This is a genomic window from Balneatrix alpica DSM 16621, assembly GCF_000619885.1.
Taxonomy (GTDB): domain Bacteria; phylum Pseudomonadota; class Gammaproteobacteria; order Pseudomonadales; family Balneatricaceae; genus Balneatrix; species Balneatrix alpica.
Genome location: NZ_KK211040.1, coordinates 238359 through 256958 on the forward strand (window position 1 = coordinate 238359; position 18600 = coordinate 256958).

The 18600-nt window shown below is 56.2% G+C and carries 12 protein-coding genes; 3 read left to right on the plus strand and 9 right to left on the minus strand.

Annotated features, from left to right (window positions below):
* Window positions 1–18 precede the first annotated feature (18 nt).
* Entirely contained in the window at window positions 19–885 is an 867-nt protein-coding gene (locus tag Q334_RS19220; protein WP_051527813.1) for a mechanosensitive ion channel family protein, read from the minus strand.
* 165 nt (window positions 886–1050) lie between these two features.
* On the opposite strand from Q334_RS19220, the gene Q334_RS19225 reads away from it, so the two are divergent.
* Window positions 1051–1563 (plus strand): hypothetical protein, encoded by a 513-nt coding sequence (locus Q334_RS19225; RefSeq protein ID WP_035461641.1) that lies wholly within the window; start codon window positions 1051–1053, stop codon window positions 1561–1563.
* A 1-nt stretch (window position 1564) separates the two neighbouring features.
* Here the strand turns inward: Q334_RS19225 and Q334_RS0113950 are convergent, their stop codons facing one another.
* The 3 genes from Q334_RS0113950 to Q334_RS19235 all read right to left on the minus strand — a co-directional run bounded on the left by Q334_RS0113950 (window position 1565) and on the right by Q334_RS19235 (window position 5019).
* The gene (locus tag Q334_RS0113950) at window positions 1565–2143 is read right to left on the minus strand and encodes a response regulator (RefSeq protein WP_027313751.1); all 579 of its coding nucleotides are present in this window, start codon (window positions 2141–2143) and stop codon (window positions 1565–1567) included.
* Between the two features lie 60 nt (window positions 2144–2203).
* Window positions 2204–4348, minus strand: coding sequence for a putative bifunctional diguanylate cyclase/phosphodiesterase (locus tag Q334_RS19230; RefSeq protein ID WP_051527814.1), 2145 nt, complete (start codon window positions 4346–4348; stop codon window positions 2204–2206).
* Between the two features lie 134 nt (window positions 4349–4482).
* A complete protein-coding gene (locus Q334_RS19235) occupies window positions 4483–5019 on the minus strand; it encodes an NUDIX domain-containing protein (protein WP_051527815.1) in 537 nt (178 codons plus the stop codon).
* A gap of 184 nt (window positions 5020–5203) precedes the next feature.
* Here Q334_RS19235 and Q334_RS0113965 point away from each other — a divergent pair, with 184 nt between their 5' ends.
* Window positions 5204–5872, plus strand: coding sequence for a hypothetical protein (locus Q334_RS0113965; RefSeq protein WP_027313752.1), 669 nt, complete (start codon window positions 5204–5206; stop codon window positions 5870–5872).
* Here Q334_RS0113965 and recD read toward each other — a convergent pair.
* From recD to Q334_RS19245, 5 genes are all read right to left on the minus strand, one after another.
* Window positions 5840–7657 (minus strand): exodeoxyribonuclease V subunit alpha, encoded by a 1818-nt coding sequence (recD, locus tag Q334_RS0113970; protein WP_051527816.1) that lies wholly within the window; start codon window positions 7655–7657, stop codon window positions 5840–5842. The two genes, Q334_RS0113965 and recD, sit on opposite strands and share 33 nt — an antisense overlap.
* On the minus strand, window positions 7650–11135 hold the full coding sequence (recB, locus tag Q334_RS0113975; RefSeq protein ID WP_027313754.1) for an exodeoxyribonuclease V subunit beta: 3486 nt from the start codon (window positions 11133–11135) through the stop codon (window positions 7650–7652). The genes recD and recB overlap by 8 nt, the downstream gene beginning before the upstream one ends.
* A complete protein-coding gene (gene recC, locus Q334_RS19240) occupies window positions 11135–14353 on the minus strand; it encodes an exodeoxyribonuclease V subunit gamma (protein WP_051527817.1) in 3219 nt (1072 codons plus the stop codon). Before recC ends, recB begins: the two co-directional genes overlap by 1 nt.
* Window positions 14354–14483: 130 nt before the next feature.
* Window positions 14484–14879: an acyl-CoA thioesterase gene (locus Q334_RS0113985; protein ID WP_027313755.1), complete on the minus strand. Its 396-nt coding sequence runs from the start codon at window positions 14877–14879 to the stop codon at window positions 14484–14486.
* Between the two features lie 102 nt (window positions 14880–14981).
* The gene (locus tag Q334_RS19245; RefSeq protein ID WP_051527818.1) at window positions 14982–15917 is read right to left on the minus strand and encodes a LysR substrate-binding domain-containing protein; all 936 of its coding nucleotides are present in this window, start codon (window positions 15915–15917) and stop codon (window positions 14982–14984) included.
* 245 nt (window positions 15918–16162) lie between these two features.
* Between Q334_RS19245 and Q334_RS19250 the strand changes: the two genes are divergently transcribed.
* On the plus strand, window positions 16163–18559 hold the full coding sequence (locus tag Q334_RS19250; RefSeq protein ID WP_035461643.1) for a Lon protease family protein: 2397 nt from the start codon (window positions 16163–16165) through the stop codon (window positions 18557–18559).
* The last annotated feature ends 41 nt before the right edge of the window (window positions 18560–18600 follow it).

Below are 18600 nucleotides of genomic sequence, written 5' to 3' on the forward strand. Positions count from 1 at the left end.
TCTGCTAACAAACAGCCTTTACTCGACTAAGGACACCTCTTTAGCCTGAACCTTAGGCTCCACACTGAGCGTTCCCCCTTCGATATGCAGGGTACGTTGCGGGAAGGGTATTTCAATACCCTCTTCATCCAGCACTGTTTTAATCCGCTGGTTAAGTGCGTAAGTGACTTCCCAATAGTCCTCACTCTTCACCCACGGACGAACCGCAAAATTCACCGAATTATCCGCCAAAGCCAATACACCAATCACTGGAGCAGGCTCAGGCAAAATGCGGCTTTCTTCGGCCAAAATGCGTTGCAACACCGCTTTAGCATGCGCCAGATCAGTCTTGTAGCCTACCCCGACTACCAAGTCGATGCGGCGCTCCCCTTTGGCGGAATAATTCACCACAGTGCTTTTCAGCAAGGTAGCGTTCGGCAGAATGACATGCTTATTGTCCGGGGTACGCAGCTGGGTAGAGAGCAAACTGATTTGCTCTACGCTACCACCAACACCACTACACTCAATGTAATTACCTAAGCGAAAAGGGCGAAACACCGTCAACAAAATCCCGGCGGCAATATTCTCCAGTGAATCTTTCAACGCCAGGGCAATCGCCAAGCCAGCCGCACCAATTACAGCAATCAACGAAGTTGTCTGTACCCCTACCTGGGTGAGTGCCACAATCACTGTTAACACCACCAGCACCGCATGAATCAGGGTACGCACAAAGCTGGCCAGGGTTTCTTCAGTACGAGCTTTTACTAATACATTAAAAGCCAAACGGCTCACCCGTTTGCTAAGCCACCACCCCAGCAAAAACACCAACAGGGCTGATAACACTTTCGGCCCCCAGGTCATCAACTGAATACTGAGAAACTGGGTATCGATCTGCAAACCTTCCATAAGGGCTCCTTTACTACTGACAAAGTTCCTCGCTAACAACACGGGACACTTTTTTACTTTCACCTTCTTGTCTGAACTGACTAAACAGAAGGTTGTGATAGCCTGCTCCATCCAGGCGCCTTAGAGTATAATGAGATTTTTATTCAAAGTCGGGGGGAGTTTGCCGTGTTTCGTGCCTTGGCCGCCATCTGGGGGATAATCGGGGTATCCGCATTGCTGTTGTTCGCTATTGCCAGACTGACCCCCATCAGCCTGGAGGCTTGGCATGCACCCTGGCAATGGCAGCATTGGGTAACCTTCTGGGTATTTATGCTGTTTATGCTGTACAGCGAGGGCTATAAGGGCTTTCAAAAAGCCTTTTCTCCTCGCACGGCTGCCCGTGCTTACTACTTATCGCAAGCGGCTACGCTCTGGCAGGGATTGTTGGCGCCGGCTTTTTGTATGGGCTACTTTCACACCACCCGTAAGCGCCAGATTATTTCGATTTGCATTACCTCAATGGTAATTGTGCTTGTACTGCTGTTTCGCCTACTCCCTCAACCCTGGCGTGGCATCCTTGATGCAGGGGTGGTGGCAGGTTTAGCCTGGGGCCTAGTCTCGTTTTGGAGTTATTGCTGGGCGGCTTGGTTCAGTCATGGTTTTGCTTATTCCGCCGAATTACCCAACTCAGCCAGTTAATTTACTGGCTGAGTAAAGCCTCTTGGTCCAGCAAAATATCAATCGCATTAACCAACTCCTGATTCTCAAATGGCTTGGGCAGCACAGCATCTGCCCCCGCATCCAGTGCTTGCTGCAATTGATACTCTGACATCGCTGACACCACTAAAATTCGCAGTTTATGCCAACGCTCATCGGAGCGGATGTATTCAATCACCCCCATGCCATTAAGTCCTGGCATCTGCAGATCTAAGGTGACAAGGCTGGGATTAAAATCATAGAGCTGACTACCCGCTTGAAAGCTATCAGTTACCACGCGGGTTTCCATGCCAGCACGCTTAAGAATACGCTCAATCGCATGTGCCATTGGCTGTTCGTCTTCGATGATGAGTACTCGTCGGCTGGAGTCCTGTAGCTCCTGGGGCACAGGCATCTGGTGGGCGTGAAGAAAATCAATAAAGTTATCGAGGCTAATCCGATTATCCCCTCGCCCCGGCAGCTTAAACGCCTTTAATTGGCCTCGTTCAATCCAACGTATAACGGTTCGAAAGTTAACCCCACAGTAGTTAGCGACTTCACCTGTCGTCAACATTCGCTTCATGCTGCTCCCCACACTCAAACCCCATTCTTGGAAATACTTGGGCTTATTGAGTCATAGGGTTTAGCCAGCTTTTTTCCAACCAGACCAAAAGTTTAATAACGCCTCAGCGGTCATCGGCTTAGCCATGTAAAATCCCTGCATCGCCTGGCACCCAGCTGCCGCCAAAAAATCCCATTGTGCTTCGGTCTCGACCCCCTCTGACACCACATGCATATCCAAGCTGGCAGCCAGGGCCAAAATGGCTTCGATAATGGCGCAATCTTCATAACCCTTTTCAATATCAGCGATAAAGCTACGGTCAATTTTAAGGGTTTGAATCGGTAAGCGTTTCAGATAGGCCATAGAGGAGTAGCCGGTACCAAAGTCATCAATGGCTAGCCTTACCCCCAGTGCACGCAGCCCCTGCAGCTTACTCAAGGCATCATCCACATCCTGCATCAAACTACTTTCTGTAATTTCAAGCTCCAGCATCGCAGGAGATATATGGCTTTCCTCCAACAGTCTCGCCACTTGTTGCACTAGGCTAGCATCCATTAACTGGCGGGCTGAGAGGTTAACGGCAACCGGGATATGCAAACCTTGCAGCTGCCATTGGCGCTGTTGCCGACAGGCTTCTTGCAACACCCATTGACCTATATTGATGATTAACCCCGTCTCCTCAGCAACCGGTATAAACTCCGCTGGCGATATTGGCTTGTCGCCCCCCTCCGGATACCAACGCAACAGCGCCTCCACCGCCAATAATTGCGGATTAGGCTCAAGGCTGAACTGGGGCTGGTAATGTAACTGCAGCTCATTGCGCTCAATGGCATGGCGCAGTTTACCCGCTAATAACAAGCGGGCTTGATGACGCCCCTGCAAATCTTGCTCGAATACCTGAATACGGTTTTTGCCAAGTTGTTTCGCCCGATATAAGGCAATATCCGCCCGCTGTAACAGTTCATCTGCATCCGCCGCCTGTCCAGGATAGAGTGCTACTCCAAGCGTCGCCGTGGTCAGGACCTCATTGCCCTGTATCTCAAAGGGATTATGCAGCCCTTCTTGCAATGCCAGCGCCTGTTGGTAGGCCTCCGCTTGATCAGTCACCCCTTCCAGAATCAGAGCAAACTCATCCCCTCCCAGGCGGGCTAAGTGACCACTACCGGCCAGCTGTGAACGTAACCGCTGGGCAACCGCCACCAATAAAGCATCACCCGCATTATGTCCAAAGGCATCATTCACAATCTTGAAGTTATCCAGGTCTAGCAGGACTAACGCCATCTGCGCTTCGCCACTGGCTTTTTGCATCGTTGAAGCTAACAGCTCGGCAAACTGCTTACGGTTCGGCAGGTCCGTCAGCACATCCAGATATGCCAGTTCCGTCAACTTGCGTTGCGCCAGACGCTGATCCGTCACATCACTGAACATCAAAATAAAGTGAGTGACCTCCCCCTGAGCCCCCAATACAGTGGAGACATCCATCAGACTGATAAAGAGCTCACCCGCTTTGTTACGGTCAAGCACCTCTCCCTGCCAACGTCCCTGCGTCACCGCCTGAGTTAACATGCGCTGATAGAAGTCCTGCCCATGCCAACCTGATTCAAGCATGCGTGGCTTGCGCCCCAGCACTTCGTCGCGCTGATAGCCGGTGATGCGAGTAAAAGCGGTATTGATTTGCAAAATATTGAGATGGCGATCCGTTAACAGCATGCCTTGCGAGCATTGCTCCAACACCCGCTTAGCCAGCCAGGCATCCTGCTCGGTTGCACGCATCAGGGTAACGTCTTCCATCACCCCAACCCAGCGTAACGGTTCTTTACGCAAGCGCACGGCATGAATAATGAAGGTCACAGGCTGACTTTGTAGCTGCACTTGAATCTCCACCCCTTGCAGGTGGGACTCATCGCCTTGTGTCATACGTTGATAGATGTGCTCATAGGCATTGGCTTCCATCCGGTCTTGCCAAAGACCTGGGGCAAGCCAATAGTGCGGCTCTAGGTCTGCAAAGCGCTCACGTAACTCGGGGGAGAGCCACCAACCGTGCTCGGCATCAAACTCCCACACATTAGCATGCAGCAGCTTCAAGGCCTCCCGTAACCGGGCCCACTCTTGCTCAACCTGCTGCAGCGCCTGCGATGTCGAACTTTGCCGCCCCAGCGACTCCACTCGTTCAAACAGACGCGCTAAGGCGGGAAACCACTGTTTGTCCCACACTCCACGCGGCATGACGACCTTTCTTATTCTGCAGTTAGTCACTTAATGGCGTTAACGCAGTACTGGTGGCAAACGCCCTACTCAGAGCGCTCTATATGAAACTGCCTCAGCTACCGCGAAAAAACGTGAGTAGCAATATCATAGAGTTAAACCGAGGCGCAAGCTGGATTCGGCAACCATTGTCCCTGTTGATGTTGCAGCCAGTGTAAAAATGCACAGCGACTCGTTTCTGTGACAGGATCCAGCAATGCCGCCTGACCAGGAGGTAAATAAAAAGCCTCAGCAACCTCTTCCACCTGTAAGCTGAGCTCTCCCTGCCATTGACAGGAATACACCCGCCCCCACACCTGGTAACCATCCCCCTCATCGAAAAACAGACCATGATCACACAGCTGACTTGGGTAAGCCCCCAACTCTTCAGCTAACTCCCGGCCCGCTGCCACCAGCCAATCTTCGTTAGCTGCCACCACCCCGCCGGCGGTTAACTCATACCAGCCTGGGCGAAAGTCTTTGTTCAGAGTGCGCTTATGGGCACAAAGCTCCCCCTGCTGGTTAAACAGCAGAATATAGACCGCGCGATGGGCCAGACCCTGCTCGCGCATTTGTCGGCGCGTCACCTGGCCCAGCACCCGGTTGTCACGATCCACCCAGGTAATCCATTCTTCTGTTGCTTTTTTCGTCATTTAAGCCGCCGTTCTTTGATGCCTATCAAGTTTTAGCCCAGGGTGAAGGCTTATAGTGGCTCTCGAAAGCAAGCGCTTTCCTCCCTGGCTCACTTGGCTCCTGAAGAGATTAGGGAGCGGCCCTTTCCTCGGAAAGGGCCTTTTCTTTTTCCGCCTCTGCCTCACTCAGCTGGGCTTGGTTATAATGGCGGCGCCTTCCTTGATTGCCGTGTTGACGACCATGCCATTGGCTCCCCTATTCCTGTGTTTAAGCTTATTCAGCAGCGCCCTGTTAGCCGCCCTTAGCAAAGCAGAAGCGGCCGAACCTGCGCCCTTGAGTCCATTTGTTACTTCCCAAGCAGCCCCCTCTTGGTTGCATGAGTGGTTGGCTCCACTGAGCCAACAACCCTTGCCTGCCTTTACCCTCAGCCTGCAGGGAGAGGGACAGGAGCTGGTACGCATTCCTCTGGCACTATGGCGTCCGGGCAGTTTTAAACAAGTCACCCTGGCAGATCTGAATAGCGCCGAAAGCCTGGCGATCCCCATGCAGGAGGAAATCTTCGGCGCCTTAGCCCGGCAGGCTCTGGCTCAATACCAACTCTGGCCCTGGCCCAATGAACTCATCACCCTCAGAGACAGCCAACGCATCTTTGCCCTGCTACAACAGGGCCAGGTAGCGCAAGGGCTGGTGCCTTTACCTTTGCTGGTGGCGCATCACATTCCCCGTAATCAGTGGGCGCCGTTACCCCCTCGCTTGGGCAGCGTTGCCCTGCAATTGCCGGACAACCAGCCTGCCAGCCAACAGACTGTTGAGCTGATCGACATTCTGCTGGAGCAGGGTCTACTTCCCCCACAGGCGCCAGGCCAACCCTGAGTCACGCAGGGTCGGGCGGGCTGCCGCTTTTGCCAACACACCTGGGTGGGCAAATAAACTGAGCTGCTGCTTGGCCCGGGTAATGCCGGTATAGACCAATTCCCGGGTCAGCAGAGGGTGATCTTCCGCCGGCAAAGCCATCAGGGTGTGTTCAAACTCGGAACCCTGACTTTTGTGAATGGTCATTACCCAGGCATCTTCATGGGCAGGCAAGCGACTCGGCGCCAGCCAACGCAAGCTACCATCGGCCTGCATAAAACACACTTGCAAACCCTCGCCCTTCGCCAATACCAAGCCAATATCGCCATTGAAGACCTGGGTTTGATAGTCATTGCTGGTAATCATCAGCGGCCGTCCAACATACCAAGGACTCTCAGTCTTGATATAACCCAAGCGGCGCAAACGCTGCACGATTGCCTGATTGAGCTGAGCAACCCCCAAGGGCCCTTCACGCAAGGCAACCAGTACGCGGAAGCGTTCAAAACAAGCCCATATCTGTTCCGCTGTCGCCTGCTGCTGCACAGCTTGCCAATACTCCTGGTAGCCCTGCACACAGGCCTCTAACAATTGTGCATAGGCATACTGGCGCCAATCATAGAAGTGCACATCCGCCTCTTGCCCTATGCCGAATTGCCCCTGACGTACCTGAGTCGCTAAACGGCCAATGCCGGAATCGGCACGAAAACGATGGCTGATCTGCAAAAAGCAGAGGGAATCCGTCAGCGGAGCAACTTGCTTTACCTTCGGTAAGCGCGCCAAGGGAGCTAAATACGCCTGCATCTGCTGGCTGTAGCAACCAGGCTCCGGGCTGGCACAAATATCTCCCAGCACCGAGCCAGCCTCCACCGAGGCCAATTGATGATGATCCCCCAACAGGATCAGGCTGGCATGGGCGGGTAATGCCTGGAGCAAGGCGTCCATCATCGCCAGATCAATCATTGAGGCCTCATCCACCACCAGCACATCCAGGTGTAATGGCTGCAAGGCATGATAACGATAACTACCATCCCCTCGTACGCCGAGCAGGCGATGCAAAGTACTGGCCTGCTCCGGAATACGCTCACGCCAGGCAGAGGGTAGATCTAAACGAGCCTTTGCCTGACGGATCGAATCGGTTAAACGCATCGCCGCCTTACCGGTTGGCGCCGCCAGGGCAATACGCCGTGTTTGTTGTTCCTGCAATAATGCCAACAGGCGCGTAACCGTGGTGGTTTTACCGGTACCGGGGCCGCCACTGAGCACCAGCAAACGCTGCCGTAAGGCGATGGCGGCCGCCACCTGCTGCCAATTAGGCTGGGCAGGGTCCGCCGCCCCAAACAGGCTATGCAGACTGGAGGGCAGCAGGCCTTCCTCTTCCTGACTGGCCAACTGACATAAACGCTGCGCGACGCGCTGCTCATAGTGCCAATACTTATGCAGGTAAAGCCGCGGTGGCTGCCACAGTAAAGGTTGATTGGCCTGGGCAGCGGCCTCGCTGGCGGCGGCCAACTTCGCCACCAGAGGACACTGCTGTAACGCCTCCGCCCAACTGGATGCAGGACACTGCTGCACCAGGGGATGATCATCCTCCAAATCCAACACCCGGCCATGCAATAACAAACACACATGCCCCTGCCCCAGGCGCTGACTCACCCAGGTTGCCAGGAGCAGCACCCGTCCCTGATGCTCATCCAGATAGCCTGCCAACCAATTGGCATAAGCCCAATCCAAGCCACGCAGACGTTGCTGCTGATGTAACTGCGCCAACTGCGCCAATACCCAACGGCAGCTAAGTGACTCAGCCATGATTCAGCTCCTTGTCCTGTGCAGCTGGCAGCTCCCCGTTAAACAATCGCGCCAAGTCATCCAACATGGCAAACGAGGGGGGCTGATAGAACACCCCTGGGCTATCCGCCTGACCATTCATCCCGCGTAGAAATAGATAATAGGCCCCGCCGAGGTGCTGTTGGGGCTGATAGTGGGGCAAACGCTGCTGCAAATAAGCATGCAAGGCGTACTGATACAGGGCTAACTGCACATCATAGCGATGGGACTGCATGGCCAGTGCCAACGCCGGTTCCAGGTAGTCCTGAGCCTGTTCACCAAGATGATTGGACTTATAGTCAAGCAGGTAATAGCGGCCCTGATGTTCAAAGACCAGATCGATAAATCCCCGTACCATGCCCTGTACCTGATAGCTCGCCAGCTGCGGCCCCTGACTGGCCAAGGGCCAATGGCGGGCAATGCAATCCTGCAACTGACGAGGGCGCAGCCGTTGGATCGGGAGGTAAAACTCCATCTCCACATTGCACTGGCGCGGCGCCAGCTGGGCCAACCCGCAACCGGCAGCAGTCAAGGGTGTTTGCAACACGGCCTGTAGCCACTGCTGTACTGGTTGCAGCCATTGCTCATCCAAGCCCAGCAACCCCAGCTCTTCACGCAATAGGGTGTGCAACTGGGCTGGCTGACGAAAGTCCACACGCTCAAAGAGGCTGTGCAGCCAGGTGCCCGCCTGGGCGCCACGGGGAAAACTAAAAGCCGAAGGGGTAGGATCAGGCTCAACCGGCCGACGCTCAGGCAACACTTCCACATCCACCTGCCAGTCATCCAACCCCCACTTATCGCTATGCTGGCGGCTCAGCTCGGTATAACTGGTCACCTTCCAGTCACGTTCAATCTGCCCAGTAAACTGGGCCGCCGCCAAGGCATCTGTATCAGGCTGGCTCAGGCGCCACTGGGCCTGCTGCTGCGGACTCGGCCACTGGGCCTCAGCATATTGCCAGCCCGGCAATTGCCAGCTCTGCCAGCTTTTTAATTCAGCCTTGGCATCCGCCTCCAGCAACCAGGCAAGCGCATTGTCTTTCGTATGCTCTGGATTGAAACCCAGATAGCAGCGCTGGCTGGCACGGGTCAGGGCCACATATAACAGGCGCACATCTTCGGCCAACTGTTCCCGGCGCGCCTCCTCCTTGCCTTCGCCATCCAGATGCAGGCAGGCACGGTAATCCTCATCGTGACTGAGGTGAAAACCCTGACTGCTCAGCGGCCATTGGCTATAGGGAATAAAGACCACCGGAAACTCCAACCCCTTACTGCGGTGGATGGTAAAAATCTGCACCAGCTGGCGCTCTGACTCCAGCCGTAGCTCGACTTCCCCCTCCCGCTCCGGATCAGCTAAACACTGCTGCAACCACTGCAGCAGTTGGGCTGGCCCCACCAGGCGTTTGCTCGCCTGTTGTAACAATTCACCCAAATGCAGCACATTGGTCAGGCGCCGCTCCCCTCCCTGCTCAACCAACCAACGGCTGGCCAGCTGGCGCTGAAAGATCAGGCTGCGCAGCATCGCCAACACCCCCTGTTGCTGCCAACGTCCCTGGTACTCGACAAACTCATCCACCAGCCCTTGCCACTGCTGTTCATCCTGCAACCAGGCATCCAGTTGTGCTGCACTGGCACCTAGTAACAGGGTGGCCAGAGCCGCTCTCAGGCTGGGCTGATGCCAGGGGTTTTGCACTGCCGCCAGTATCAGCGCCAGCTCCCTTGCCTCCTGACTGGCAAACACCGACTCCCGGCTCACATAGGCACTAGCGATGCCCTGTTGCTGCAACGCCGCCCTTACCCACTGAGCCTGGCGGGCTGAACGCACCAGTATGGCGATATCATTGGCCTGCAGATGGCGCCCCGCCAGCTTGGCCTGACCTTGCTCAGCCAGCCACAGCAGGCGCTTAATCTCCCATGCGACTAGGCTGGCGGCTTCTTCATTGTCAGCCGGCAACTGCCATCCCAAGAGTTGACTCCCCGCTTGCCCATCCAGCAATAGCGGCTCGGCATCCGCTTTCCCTGCCGCCTTAACCGGATGAAACGGAATTTGCCCGGCATAGACAAAGGGGGCTGGCTGGGCGGCAAACAGGTGATTCACCGCCTCCACCAGAGGGGTGGCCGAGCGCCAATTGGTATCCAGGGTGTAGAGGGCCTGGAGCTGCTCGCCCCAACGACGGGCCTGTAGATAGGTAAAGATATCGGCACCGCGAAAGGCATAGATGGCCTGCTTAGGGTCACCAATCAGCAATAGCCCTTGCTCTCCGCCAGCCAAGCAGGCCGGAGGATAGATGGCGGTAAAAATCTGGTATTGCAGCGGATCGGTATCCTGAAATTCATCAATCATTGCCAGGGGGTAGCGCCGGCGGATCGCCGCCGCCAACACCTCCCCGCCGGTTTGATGCAGAGCCCGCTGCAACTGTTGCAACAGATCATCAAACGCCATCACCTGCAGCGCTTGTTTGTGCTGCTGCAGACGCTGACGCCATAGCAGTAAGGCCTCTCGCCAGCATTGCGCGCGCAGTTGTTGGTCTAACTGCAACAGTTGCTCAGCTATCTGCAACACGGGATGGGGGGGCAGGCTGCCCGACTTTAACTTGGCCGCCACCCCAGTGTAGCTAAAGCGCTCCAGCGGCAGCTCCTTATCCAGTAACCGAGCGGGGCCCTGTAACGCCTGACTGACCTTCTCCACCCACTTGGGCAGATTGCTTTTGGAATAACTGCGCCGATCCAACGCCAGGGTGTCGAACCATTCGAGCATGGCCTGGGCATCCCACTGCTGCTGTAGCTGCTGCCATGCCTGCAGGTAGGCCTCTATCAACTCCAGCCAGCTGGACTGGCTGGCTGGCAATAACTGCAACTCCATCCGTCCCAGCCAGGCCCTGAGCTGCTTATCCAGACTATCAGGGCCGCTTAATACCTGGGTGACCAATGCCGCCTGGGGCTCACTGAGAGGATAAATCAGATGGCGCCAGCAATCCTGCAGAGCATGAAGACGCAGATTGGCATCCTGCTCACTAAACTCCAGCTCAAATTGACTGCCACTTTCAAAGGCAAACTCCGCCAACATCCGCTGGCAAAAGCCATGGATAGTGAAAATGGCGGCCTGATCCATGCCGCTCAGGGCCTGGCGCAGGCGAATAACCGCCTGCTGCTGGGCGGCGTGATCAAGCGCCGCTAGCAAGGGTTCAGGTTGCCCCTGTTGCAGGGCGTAGAGCGCGGCGGCGATACGATCGCGAATACGACCTCGCAACTCCTCCGTCGCCGCCCGGGTAAAGGTCACCACCAGGATTTCATCGACCTTCAAGGGACGGGGATGGGCGCTGCCCCCCTCACCCAAACCCAGCAGCAGGCGCAAAAACAACGTGGTGATGGTGTAGGTTTTACCGGTACCGGCGCTGGCCTCAATCAAGCGCAAACCCTGCAGCGGCAGACGGCTGGCATCCAGAATATTGACACTGCTCATCACTCGGCCTCCTGCTCATTGAACTCTGCCAACTTCTCCACCTGCACCCGCTCCTGCCAGGGCTGCACCAAGGTTTCCGCCCAGTACAGGGCCTGCTCCTGACACTCCGACCAGGCGGGGAACAAACGCTGCACATAGACTTGTTCCCCCTCGGCAAAGGGTGCCGACCAGGCTTTATACAGGCTCTCCGCGGTCAAACCATCCTTAGTGTGCAGTGCCGTCCAGGCCGCATCGATAAAGATCGGTAACGGCTGGCGCCAACCCTCGGCATAGGTTTGCAGCCACAGCTGCAGCTCGGCCCGCGCCTGCTCCGCCGTCACGGCCTGTAAGCGCACGCAATTATCCTGGCCATAAAGCGAGGCGGACAGCGCCTGCCCCTGCGCCGCCATCACCAACTGGCTCAGCAGCAATTGCGCCACATCCTGACCACGTACCTTGCCGGCGCGCAAACTCAACAGCTGGCCCTGGTGCAGCCTGAGCCAACCCTGTAGCCGCCACTCTGCCAGCTGTAAATCAACCTCCCGGGTTTCCCCCAGCCCACCCTGCTGCTGCCATACCTGCTGTAACGGCGCCAGGCTCTGCTCCAGCTTGGCTAACGCCAGATTCGCCAACGGCGGCTGCGGCAAGAGGCCGCTGGCATGCAAATAGCGCTGCCAGGATTGCCCACTCTTGCCCTGCAGAGTCAGCTGCAGGCCTAGATCCCGTGCCTGGTAAGCCGTTAAGTTCTGCAGCTGCTGGGGCTCCACTTCTGCCCGTTGCTGCGCCTCCTGCCCCCAGTACACCCGCAGGCGTTGCTGCATAAAGTAACGCCAGGGGGCACGGGCAAAACTCAGCAATTCATCCAGCTCCAGGGTGCCACTGCTTTCCAGCGGACTGAGGGGAGCCGCGCAGAATGCCGTGGGTGTAATGGCTTGGCGTTGCGCCGCCGCTAACCATTCATGTTGATAGGAGCGGGGCCCCTGGCCATTAAAGTACTGCTCGGCGAAAGGAAACAACGGATGCTGCTGGCACAACTGAGCCCGCACTTGCTGCGCCCGTTGCAAGCCATCAGCGTGCGTCTGTCCTGCTAACTGGCTATGCTGGCCGAGGTAATCCAACAGTTCACTGACCAAAACCGAGGGGGGACGCTCATGATTATCCTGCTGATCCCGCCCCTGGTAGCTGATATAGAACCCCTCCCGTGCCGATAGCAGGGCTTCCAAAAACAGATAGCGATCGTCATCCCGGCGGCTACGATCTCCACGGCGCCAACGACTTTGCATCAGATCAAACCCCAGTCGCGGCACTTGACGGGGGTAATCGCCATCATTCATACCCAGTAGACAGACCAGGCGAAAAGGTACCGAACGCATCGGCATCAGGGTGCAGAAGTTAACCTGTCCCGCCAGGAAACGCTGGCCTACCCCGCGCTGCTCCAAAGCTCTGCTGAGATGCGCCCGTACCACCTGTACCGGTAGCGGAGCCTCATAGTCGGCTTGTTGGCTTTGTTGTTGCAGATCCATCAAGGCGGCACGGATTTGTTCCAGTAGCCATAGTTCCTGCTCCTCCGGCTCGAACATCTCATCCAGCAAAGTCTGCAGACCGAGGCTCCACTGCTGCAGGCTGCGCTCTTGCTCCATCCAGCTACGCCACTGCGCCAGGCTTTGCAGCAACCGCCATAGCCCACCGATCGGCTCAGCATTCTGGCTACTAATCCCCGCTAGGGGCCAGATGTCTTGCCATAGTTGCTGGGCATCCAGACTATAGCCCGCCAACAGCCGCTCCAGCCCTTGTGCCCAGGTGTGATGCTGACGCTCAGGTAATCCCTGGCGCTGATAATCCTGCTGATCGAGCCCCCAGCGCACCCCTGCACGCGCTAACCAATCCGCCAGCTGCTGCACCTGCGCCGGGCTTAGCGCAAACCGCTGCGCCAGGGCAGGCACCGCCAACCAGTCCATCACCTGACTCAGACTAAAACGCTGATCAGGCAGCGCCAGCCAGGTCATAAAGATTTGCAACAACGGTTGCTCCACGCCCAGTCCCATGTCAGCAATCGCCCAGGGGATAAAACGCTGATCACGGCTCTGGCCAAATACCGCCTCAATAAAGGGCGCGAAGGGACGCACGTCCGGCATCATCACCAGCACATCACGGGGTTTCAAGCTGGGGTCAGAGGCAAAACGCTGCAGCAACCAATCGTGTAGCATTTCCACCTCGCGCAGGGCGGAATAGGCACTGTGGATCTGGATGCTCGGGTCATCCGCTTGCAGCACATGCAGACCCTGTGCAGGGCCCTGGCGTAACTGCAGAATGTCCTGCTGCACTGCCGCCAGCAACGGCGTAGTGGCTGCTGTTTGCCGGGGCACAAAGGCTTCAATCGGGGTGGGGTCATAGGGCAGCAGTAAATCCAGATAATCCCGCCCCAACTTACCCATCGAGGCCAACAACGAATTACCCACACTGCCAAGATCCTGTGCCTTGCTCGGGTCAAGAATATCGCCCCAGTATTCCTGACAGGGATTTTGGATAAACAAATGCACATCCCGCTGCTGTCCCAGGGCATGCAATAAATGCACATAAGCGGGGGGAAGAGCGCTAATCCCAAATACCGCCAGACGCTCAGGCAAATCCAGTTCGACTCCAGGCTGCCCCAGACGCTGCACAGCCTGTTCAATTAACCGCGCTCGATGCTGCCCCTGCTGGCCACCCTGTTCGATATCCGCCACTAAATAACGCCATAGCTGAGGCTGCCAGCTTTCCTCCGTGGCCAGGTCTACCGGAGCAGACTGCCCCGCCTCCCAAGCCAGGATCCAATCCGGACGGTAAACCAAATATTGATCAAATAAGTCGGCAATGCGGCCACACAGCTGATAAAGCTTCAGCGCCGGGGCCTGCTCCAGATAATGGGCCAGCACCGCAAAGTCCGGCTGGGATAGCAGCGGTGGCAACAGGCGCATCAGGCGCCAACGCATCCATTCTTTATCATAGGGGGAACGCTTGGGAAGGTGCGGGAAGAGCTGATAGAGCAACTCCCAAATAAAGGTGGCAGGCAGAGGGAAACGCAGATTAGCGGCAATGCCCTGTTGTTCCGCCATCGATAGCTTGAGCCAGTGCGACATGCCAGGGCTTTGCACCAGAATCACTTCTTGTTGCAGCGGATTAGCCAGTGGACGCTGCAACAGGTGTAGCAGAATATCGCGCAGTACTTCCAGGTCGTTACTATGATAGGTCTTAAACATCCCAGCCCCCTGCTGTGCCAGTTACCTGGCGCTGATCCAGCTGGGCATTCTACCTGCAGTTAGGTAGGAGAGGGAAAACCTCTGACTAGCAAAGCTCCCCACCGATCCAGCAGGGAGCCGCTATCAGCCATTAGGGCGCAAGCAGATGCTCGCTCAACAGGCCACGTTGCTCATCCGTCAGGGGCACCGCCTTTTTACTCGACCAGTCAAAGTGCACCAGAGTACAACGCCCTTTACCCCCCAACCGCTGTTGCTGCCAGGCCTCTTGGTAGACCACAAAGGAAGAGGTGCCAATCCGCTCAATAGAGGTGCGAATCTCCACCGGTTCACCAAAGAACAGCTCACCGACAAAATCCACCTCAATCCGCGCCAGTACCAGCGGCCACTTTTTTACATCCAGATCCGGCACAAACAGGCGGAACACATCATTGCGGGCATTTTCAAACCACACCGGCAAACGGGTATTGTTCACATGACCCAAGGCATCGGTGTCATAAAACCCAGGTTCAATCGGCATACGAAACATAACGGCTCCTTGCGCTCTACATCATCAGCGTCTGGCCAGCTTAGTTTACGTTTACGTCAAGAGCCACCGAAAAAACTACAACTTTAGCTGTAGAGACTCAGCTTACAGGCTGGCGCGCCCCCGTTGCTGCATATCATCCTGTAACACCCGTCGCATCACCTCAGGCAAATTACGACGAAACCAGTCAAGGCCACGGCCACTGGCCCCCGGACGCCAGATTAACACCACTGGAATCGGCTCACGGGGATCCGCTACCGGCAATACTTTCAGGCGGCCAGCTAACACGGCCTCCCGCGCTAGGCTACAGGGTAAGTAGCCCGTCCCCATACCTGCCTCCAGGGCGGCAATTTTGCTGGCAAAGTTGGAGACCGTCAGGGTAGCCTGTTGCTCCACCAGCCCACTGCTCATAGGTGGGCGATTACGCGAAGTATCCGCCACCACAATGGCACGGTGTTGGCGTCGCTGCTCTGGCGTGATGGGCTGAGGTTCCTGACAAAGCGGATGATCAGGGGCTGCGACATAGGCAAAGTGGATATAGCCTAGTTCAATCCGCGGCATATCCTGGCCGCGATCCGCCAGCAAGGGCGCAATCAACATATCGGCACGACCAGACTCCAGCGCATCCCAACCTCCACCTAAGACCTCCTCCTGTAAACGTAGGTCGGTATTAGCGCCTGATTCCCGATAAAAACGCCCTAAGGTCTCCAAAATCGGTAACACAGGAATCACACAGTCCACAGCCAAACTCAGGCGCGACTCCCAACCATTGGCTACCTGCCGGGCCTGTTCCACCATGAGTTCTGTCGCTTCCAGAATGGCCCGGCCTTGCTCCAGCAACACTTTTCCCGCGGGAGTCAGCTGAGCGCGATGCCCCTGACGATCAAACAGCAGCATATCCAAATCCTGCTCCAGCTTTTGTACCGCGTAGGAAACAGCCGAAGTCACCTTGTGCAACTCTTCTGCCGCCGCCGCAAAGCTACCTCGACGCTCAATCGCATCCAGGACTCTTAAGGCTTCCAAGCTGATCGGTAAGGCCATCTTTTTACTCCACTCAGTACCGCTAATAAGCTGACTCTGCTGCTCTGGCAAACGCCACCTTGGACTTAAATACCGCACTCCTGCCCATCCCCACCTTGCCGAAACCAGGCTTAAGCCTTACTACAACCAAGAGCTGGCCGAGTGCAGTGGGATTATAACCCTCCCAAGCTGGATGCCCAGTCATTGCATTCAGGGGGTCAAGCTGCTACAAGTCTGGCAATTTTTCGCCAAAGGATAGATCTAGGATGGCAAGCGGCCCTCAGTATTCATCTTTAACTGCTGACCAACTGACCCTGACGATCAGCGAGCAGGATTTACCCTTCAGCCGAACCGACGAACTGGAGGCCCTATCTGGCATTTTAGGCCAGGACCGAGCCATTCAGGCACTCGAGTTTGGTGTTGCCATGCGCCGCCCCGGTTACAACATTTTTGTGATGGGGGAGCCCGGCACCGGACGCGCCTCCTATGTGCGTTCCTACCTCAAAACCGAAGCCAAGCGCCAACCCACTCCATCGGACTGGGTCTACGTCAATAACTTTAATGACCAGCGCAACCCCAATGCGATTGAACTGCCCGCTGGCCAGGGCAAAATTTTCCAGGAAGAAATTCGACAGTTCATTGACTCGCTGCTGGCCACCTTCCCCTCCGTTTTTGAAGGGCTAGGTTACCAGCAACAGAAAAATGCAATTGAGCGCGAGTTTAATCAAGCCTATGAGGCGGCGATTGAAAAGGTCGAAAAACTCGCCAGCCGCCAGAGCATTGCCATGTTCCGCGAGGCTGGCGCCATTACCTTTGCCCCCATCGTTGAAGGTAAGCCGCTGGATGACGCCGAGTTTGCCCAGTTGGATGAAGAAGATCGCGATACCATCAACGCCATCATTAATGAACTGGAACATCAACTGCGGGAAGAGCTGATCAGCCTGCCGCAGTGGCGCCGGGAAACCACGGAAAAACTGCGCGCTCTCAATCGTGCCACCATTGAAGAAGCCGTCGCTCCGCTGCTCGCCCCCTTGCGGGAGAAGTACCAGGATAATGAGGAAGTACTGGACTACTTCAACCACCTGGGTAAAGACCTGGTGCGTACCGTAATCGATGAACTGGTCGATCAGGAAACCCGTGACGAGCCCGCCAAGCGTGAAGCACTGCTCTCGCTGTACAGTCCCAACCTGGTGGTCTCCCGTGATGCCACCGCGGGCACGCCTGTGGTCTATGAGCCCCACCCCACCTACCAAAACCTATTTGGCCGGATCGAATACCAACACGATCAAGGTGCCCTGACCACCGACTACCAGCAGATTTGTGCCGGTGCCCTGCACGCTGCCAATGGTGGCTACCTGATTCTGGATGCCGACAAGGTGCTGTCTGACTATGTCTGGGATGCACTGAAACGGGCTTTGAAACGGCGCGAGCTGAAAATCGAATCACCCTATGCCGAGCTGGGCCTGGTCAGCACCATCACCCTGACCCCCGAAACCATCCCCTTACAGGTGAAGGTGGTGTTGATCGGCTCACGGGATATCTACTACGCACTGCAGTCCTATGATCCGGACTTTAGCGAGATGTTCCGGGTATTGGTGGACTTTGAAGACTATATCGAGCGCAACCACGACACCATGATGGCCATGGCACGGCTATTACGTGACCGTACCGATAAAGAGAGCTATCTCCCCCTCAGTCGGGACGGCGTCGCCCGCCTGATTACCCACTCGGCCCGCCTGGCAGAGCATCAACAGCACCTGACCGCCAGCATCGGCGAGATGTTCGAGCTGCTGGCCGAGTCAGACTACATGGCCCGTATGCAGCAGGCCACCAGTATCAGTGCCGAACACGTGCGCCGTGCCCTGCGCGCCAAGCAGGAACGTACCGGCCGGGTCAGCGAAGAGGTCATCAAGCAAATTCTGGATGGTACTGTCCTGCTCGATACCAGCGGCAAGGCGGTTGGCAAAATCAACGGCTTAACCGTGATGAGTATCGGCGATTCCAGCTTTGGCACCCCGGCACGCATCAGCGTTACGGCCTACCCTGGCTCCAAAGGCATTGTTGATATTGAGCGTGAGGTCGATCTGGGCCAGTCCATTCACTCCAAAGGGGTGATGATTCTGTCTGGCTACCTGGGTAACAAATATGCCCAGGAACATCCTCTAGCGGTATGTGCCCATATCGCCATGGAACAAAGCTATGGCTATATCGACGGCGATAGCGCCTCCCTGGCGGAGCTCTGCTGCTTAGTTTCAGCCTTGCTGCAAGAACCGCTGAAGCAATCCCTCGCCATCACCGGCTCAGTCAACCAACACGGTGAAGTGCAGCCAATTGGTGGGGTGAATGAGAAAATCGAAGGATTCTTCCAGGTGTGTCGGGCTCGTGGTCTGAATGGTGAACAAGGGGTAATTATCCCGGACACCAACGTCTGCAACCTGGTACTGGATGAAGAAGTTATCGAAGCCGTTGAAGCAGGCCAGTTCCATATCTACGCCGTCAGCAGCGTCGATCAGGCACTGGAAATTCTGACCGGCAAAACCGCTGGCAAGCCCAATAAAAAGGGCGAATATCCCAAGCGCAGCCTCAACGGTCGCATCATTGAGCGCCTGGGTGAGCTGGCACGCATCAGCCTCGACTTTGGCGATACCGAAGAAGGGGAATAAGCCTAACGCAGCCAAGGATGGCAACGTTGTAACTGAGGGGC

What these genes read in the sequence shown, in the direction of transcription:
- Q334_RS19230 (WP_051527814.1), bottom strand. Translation starts at nt 4,348, where the DNA reads ATGCCGCGTGGAGTGTGGGACAAACAGTGGTTTCCCGCCTTAGCGCGT.
- Q334_RS0113950 (WP_027313751.1), bottom strand. Translation starts at nt 2,143, where the DNA reads ATGAAGCGAATGTTGACGACAGGTGAAGTCGCTAACTACTGTGGGGTT.
- recB (WP_027313754.1), bottom strand. Translation starts at nt 11,135, where the DNA reads ATGAGCAGTGTCAATATTCTGGATGCCAGCCGTCTGCCGCTGCAGGGT.
- recC (WP_051527817.1), bottom strand. Translation starts at nt 14,353, where the DNA reads ATGTTTAAGACCTATCATAGTAACGACCTGGAAGTACTGCGCGATATT.
- Q334_RS19245 (WP_051527818.1), bottom strand. Translation starts at nt 15,917, where the DNA reads ATGGCCTTACCGATCAGCTTGGAAGCCTTAAGAGTCCTGGATGCGATT.
- Q334_RS0113965 (WP_027313752.1), top strand. Translation starts at nt 5,204, where the DNA reads ATGGCGGCGCCTTCCTTGATTGCCGTGTTGACGACCATGCCATTGGCT.
- Q334_RS19235 (WP_051527815.1), bottom strand. Translation starts at nt 5,019, where the DNA reads ATGACGAAAAAAGCAACAGAAGAATGGATTACCTGGGTGGATCGTGAC.
- Q334_RS19250 (WP_035461643.1), top strand. Translation starts at nt 16,163, where the DNA reads ATGGCAAGCGGCCCTCAGTATTCATCTTTAACTGCTGACCAACTGACC.
- recD (WP_051527816.1), bottom strand. Translation starts at nt 7,657, where the DNA reads ATGGCTGAGTCACTTAGCTGCCGTTGGGTATTGGCGCAGTTGGCGCAG.
- Q334_RS19220 (WP_051527813.1), bottom strand. Translation starts at nt 885, where the DNA reads ATGGAAGGTTTGCAGATCGATACCCAGTTTCTCAGTATTCAGTTGATG.
- Q334_RS0113985 (WP_027313755.1), bottom strand. Translation starts at nt 14,879, where the DNA reads ATGTTTCGTATGCCGATTGAACCTGGGTTTTATGACACCGATGCCTTG.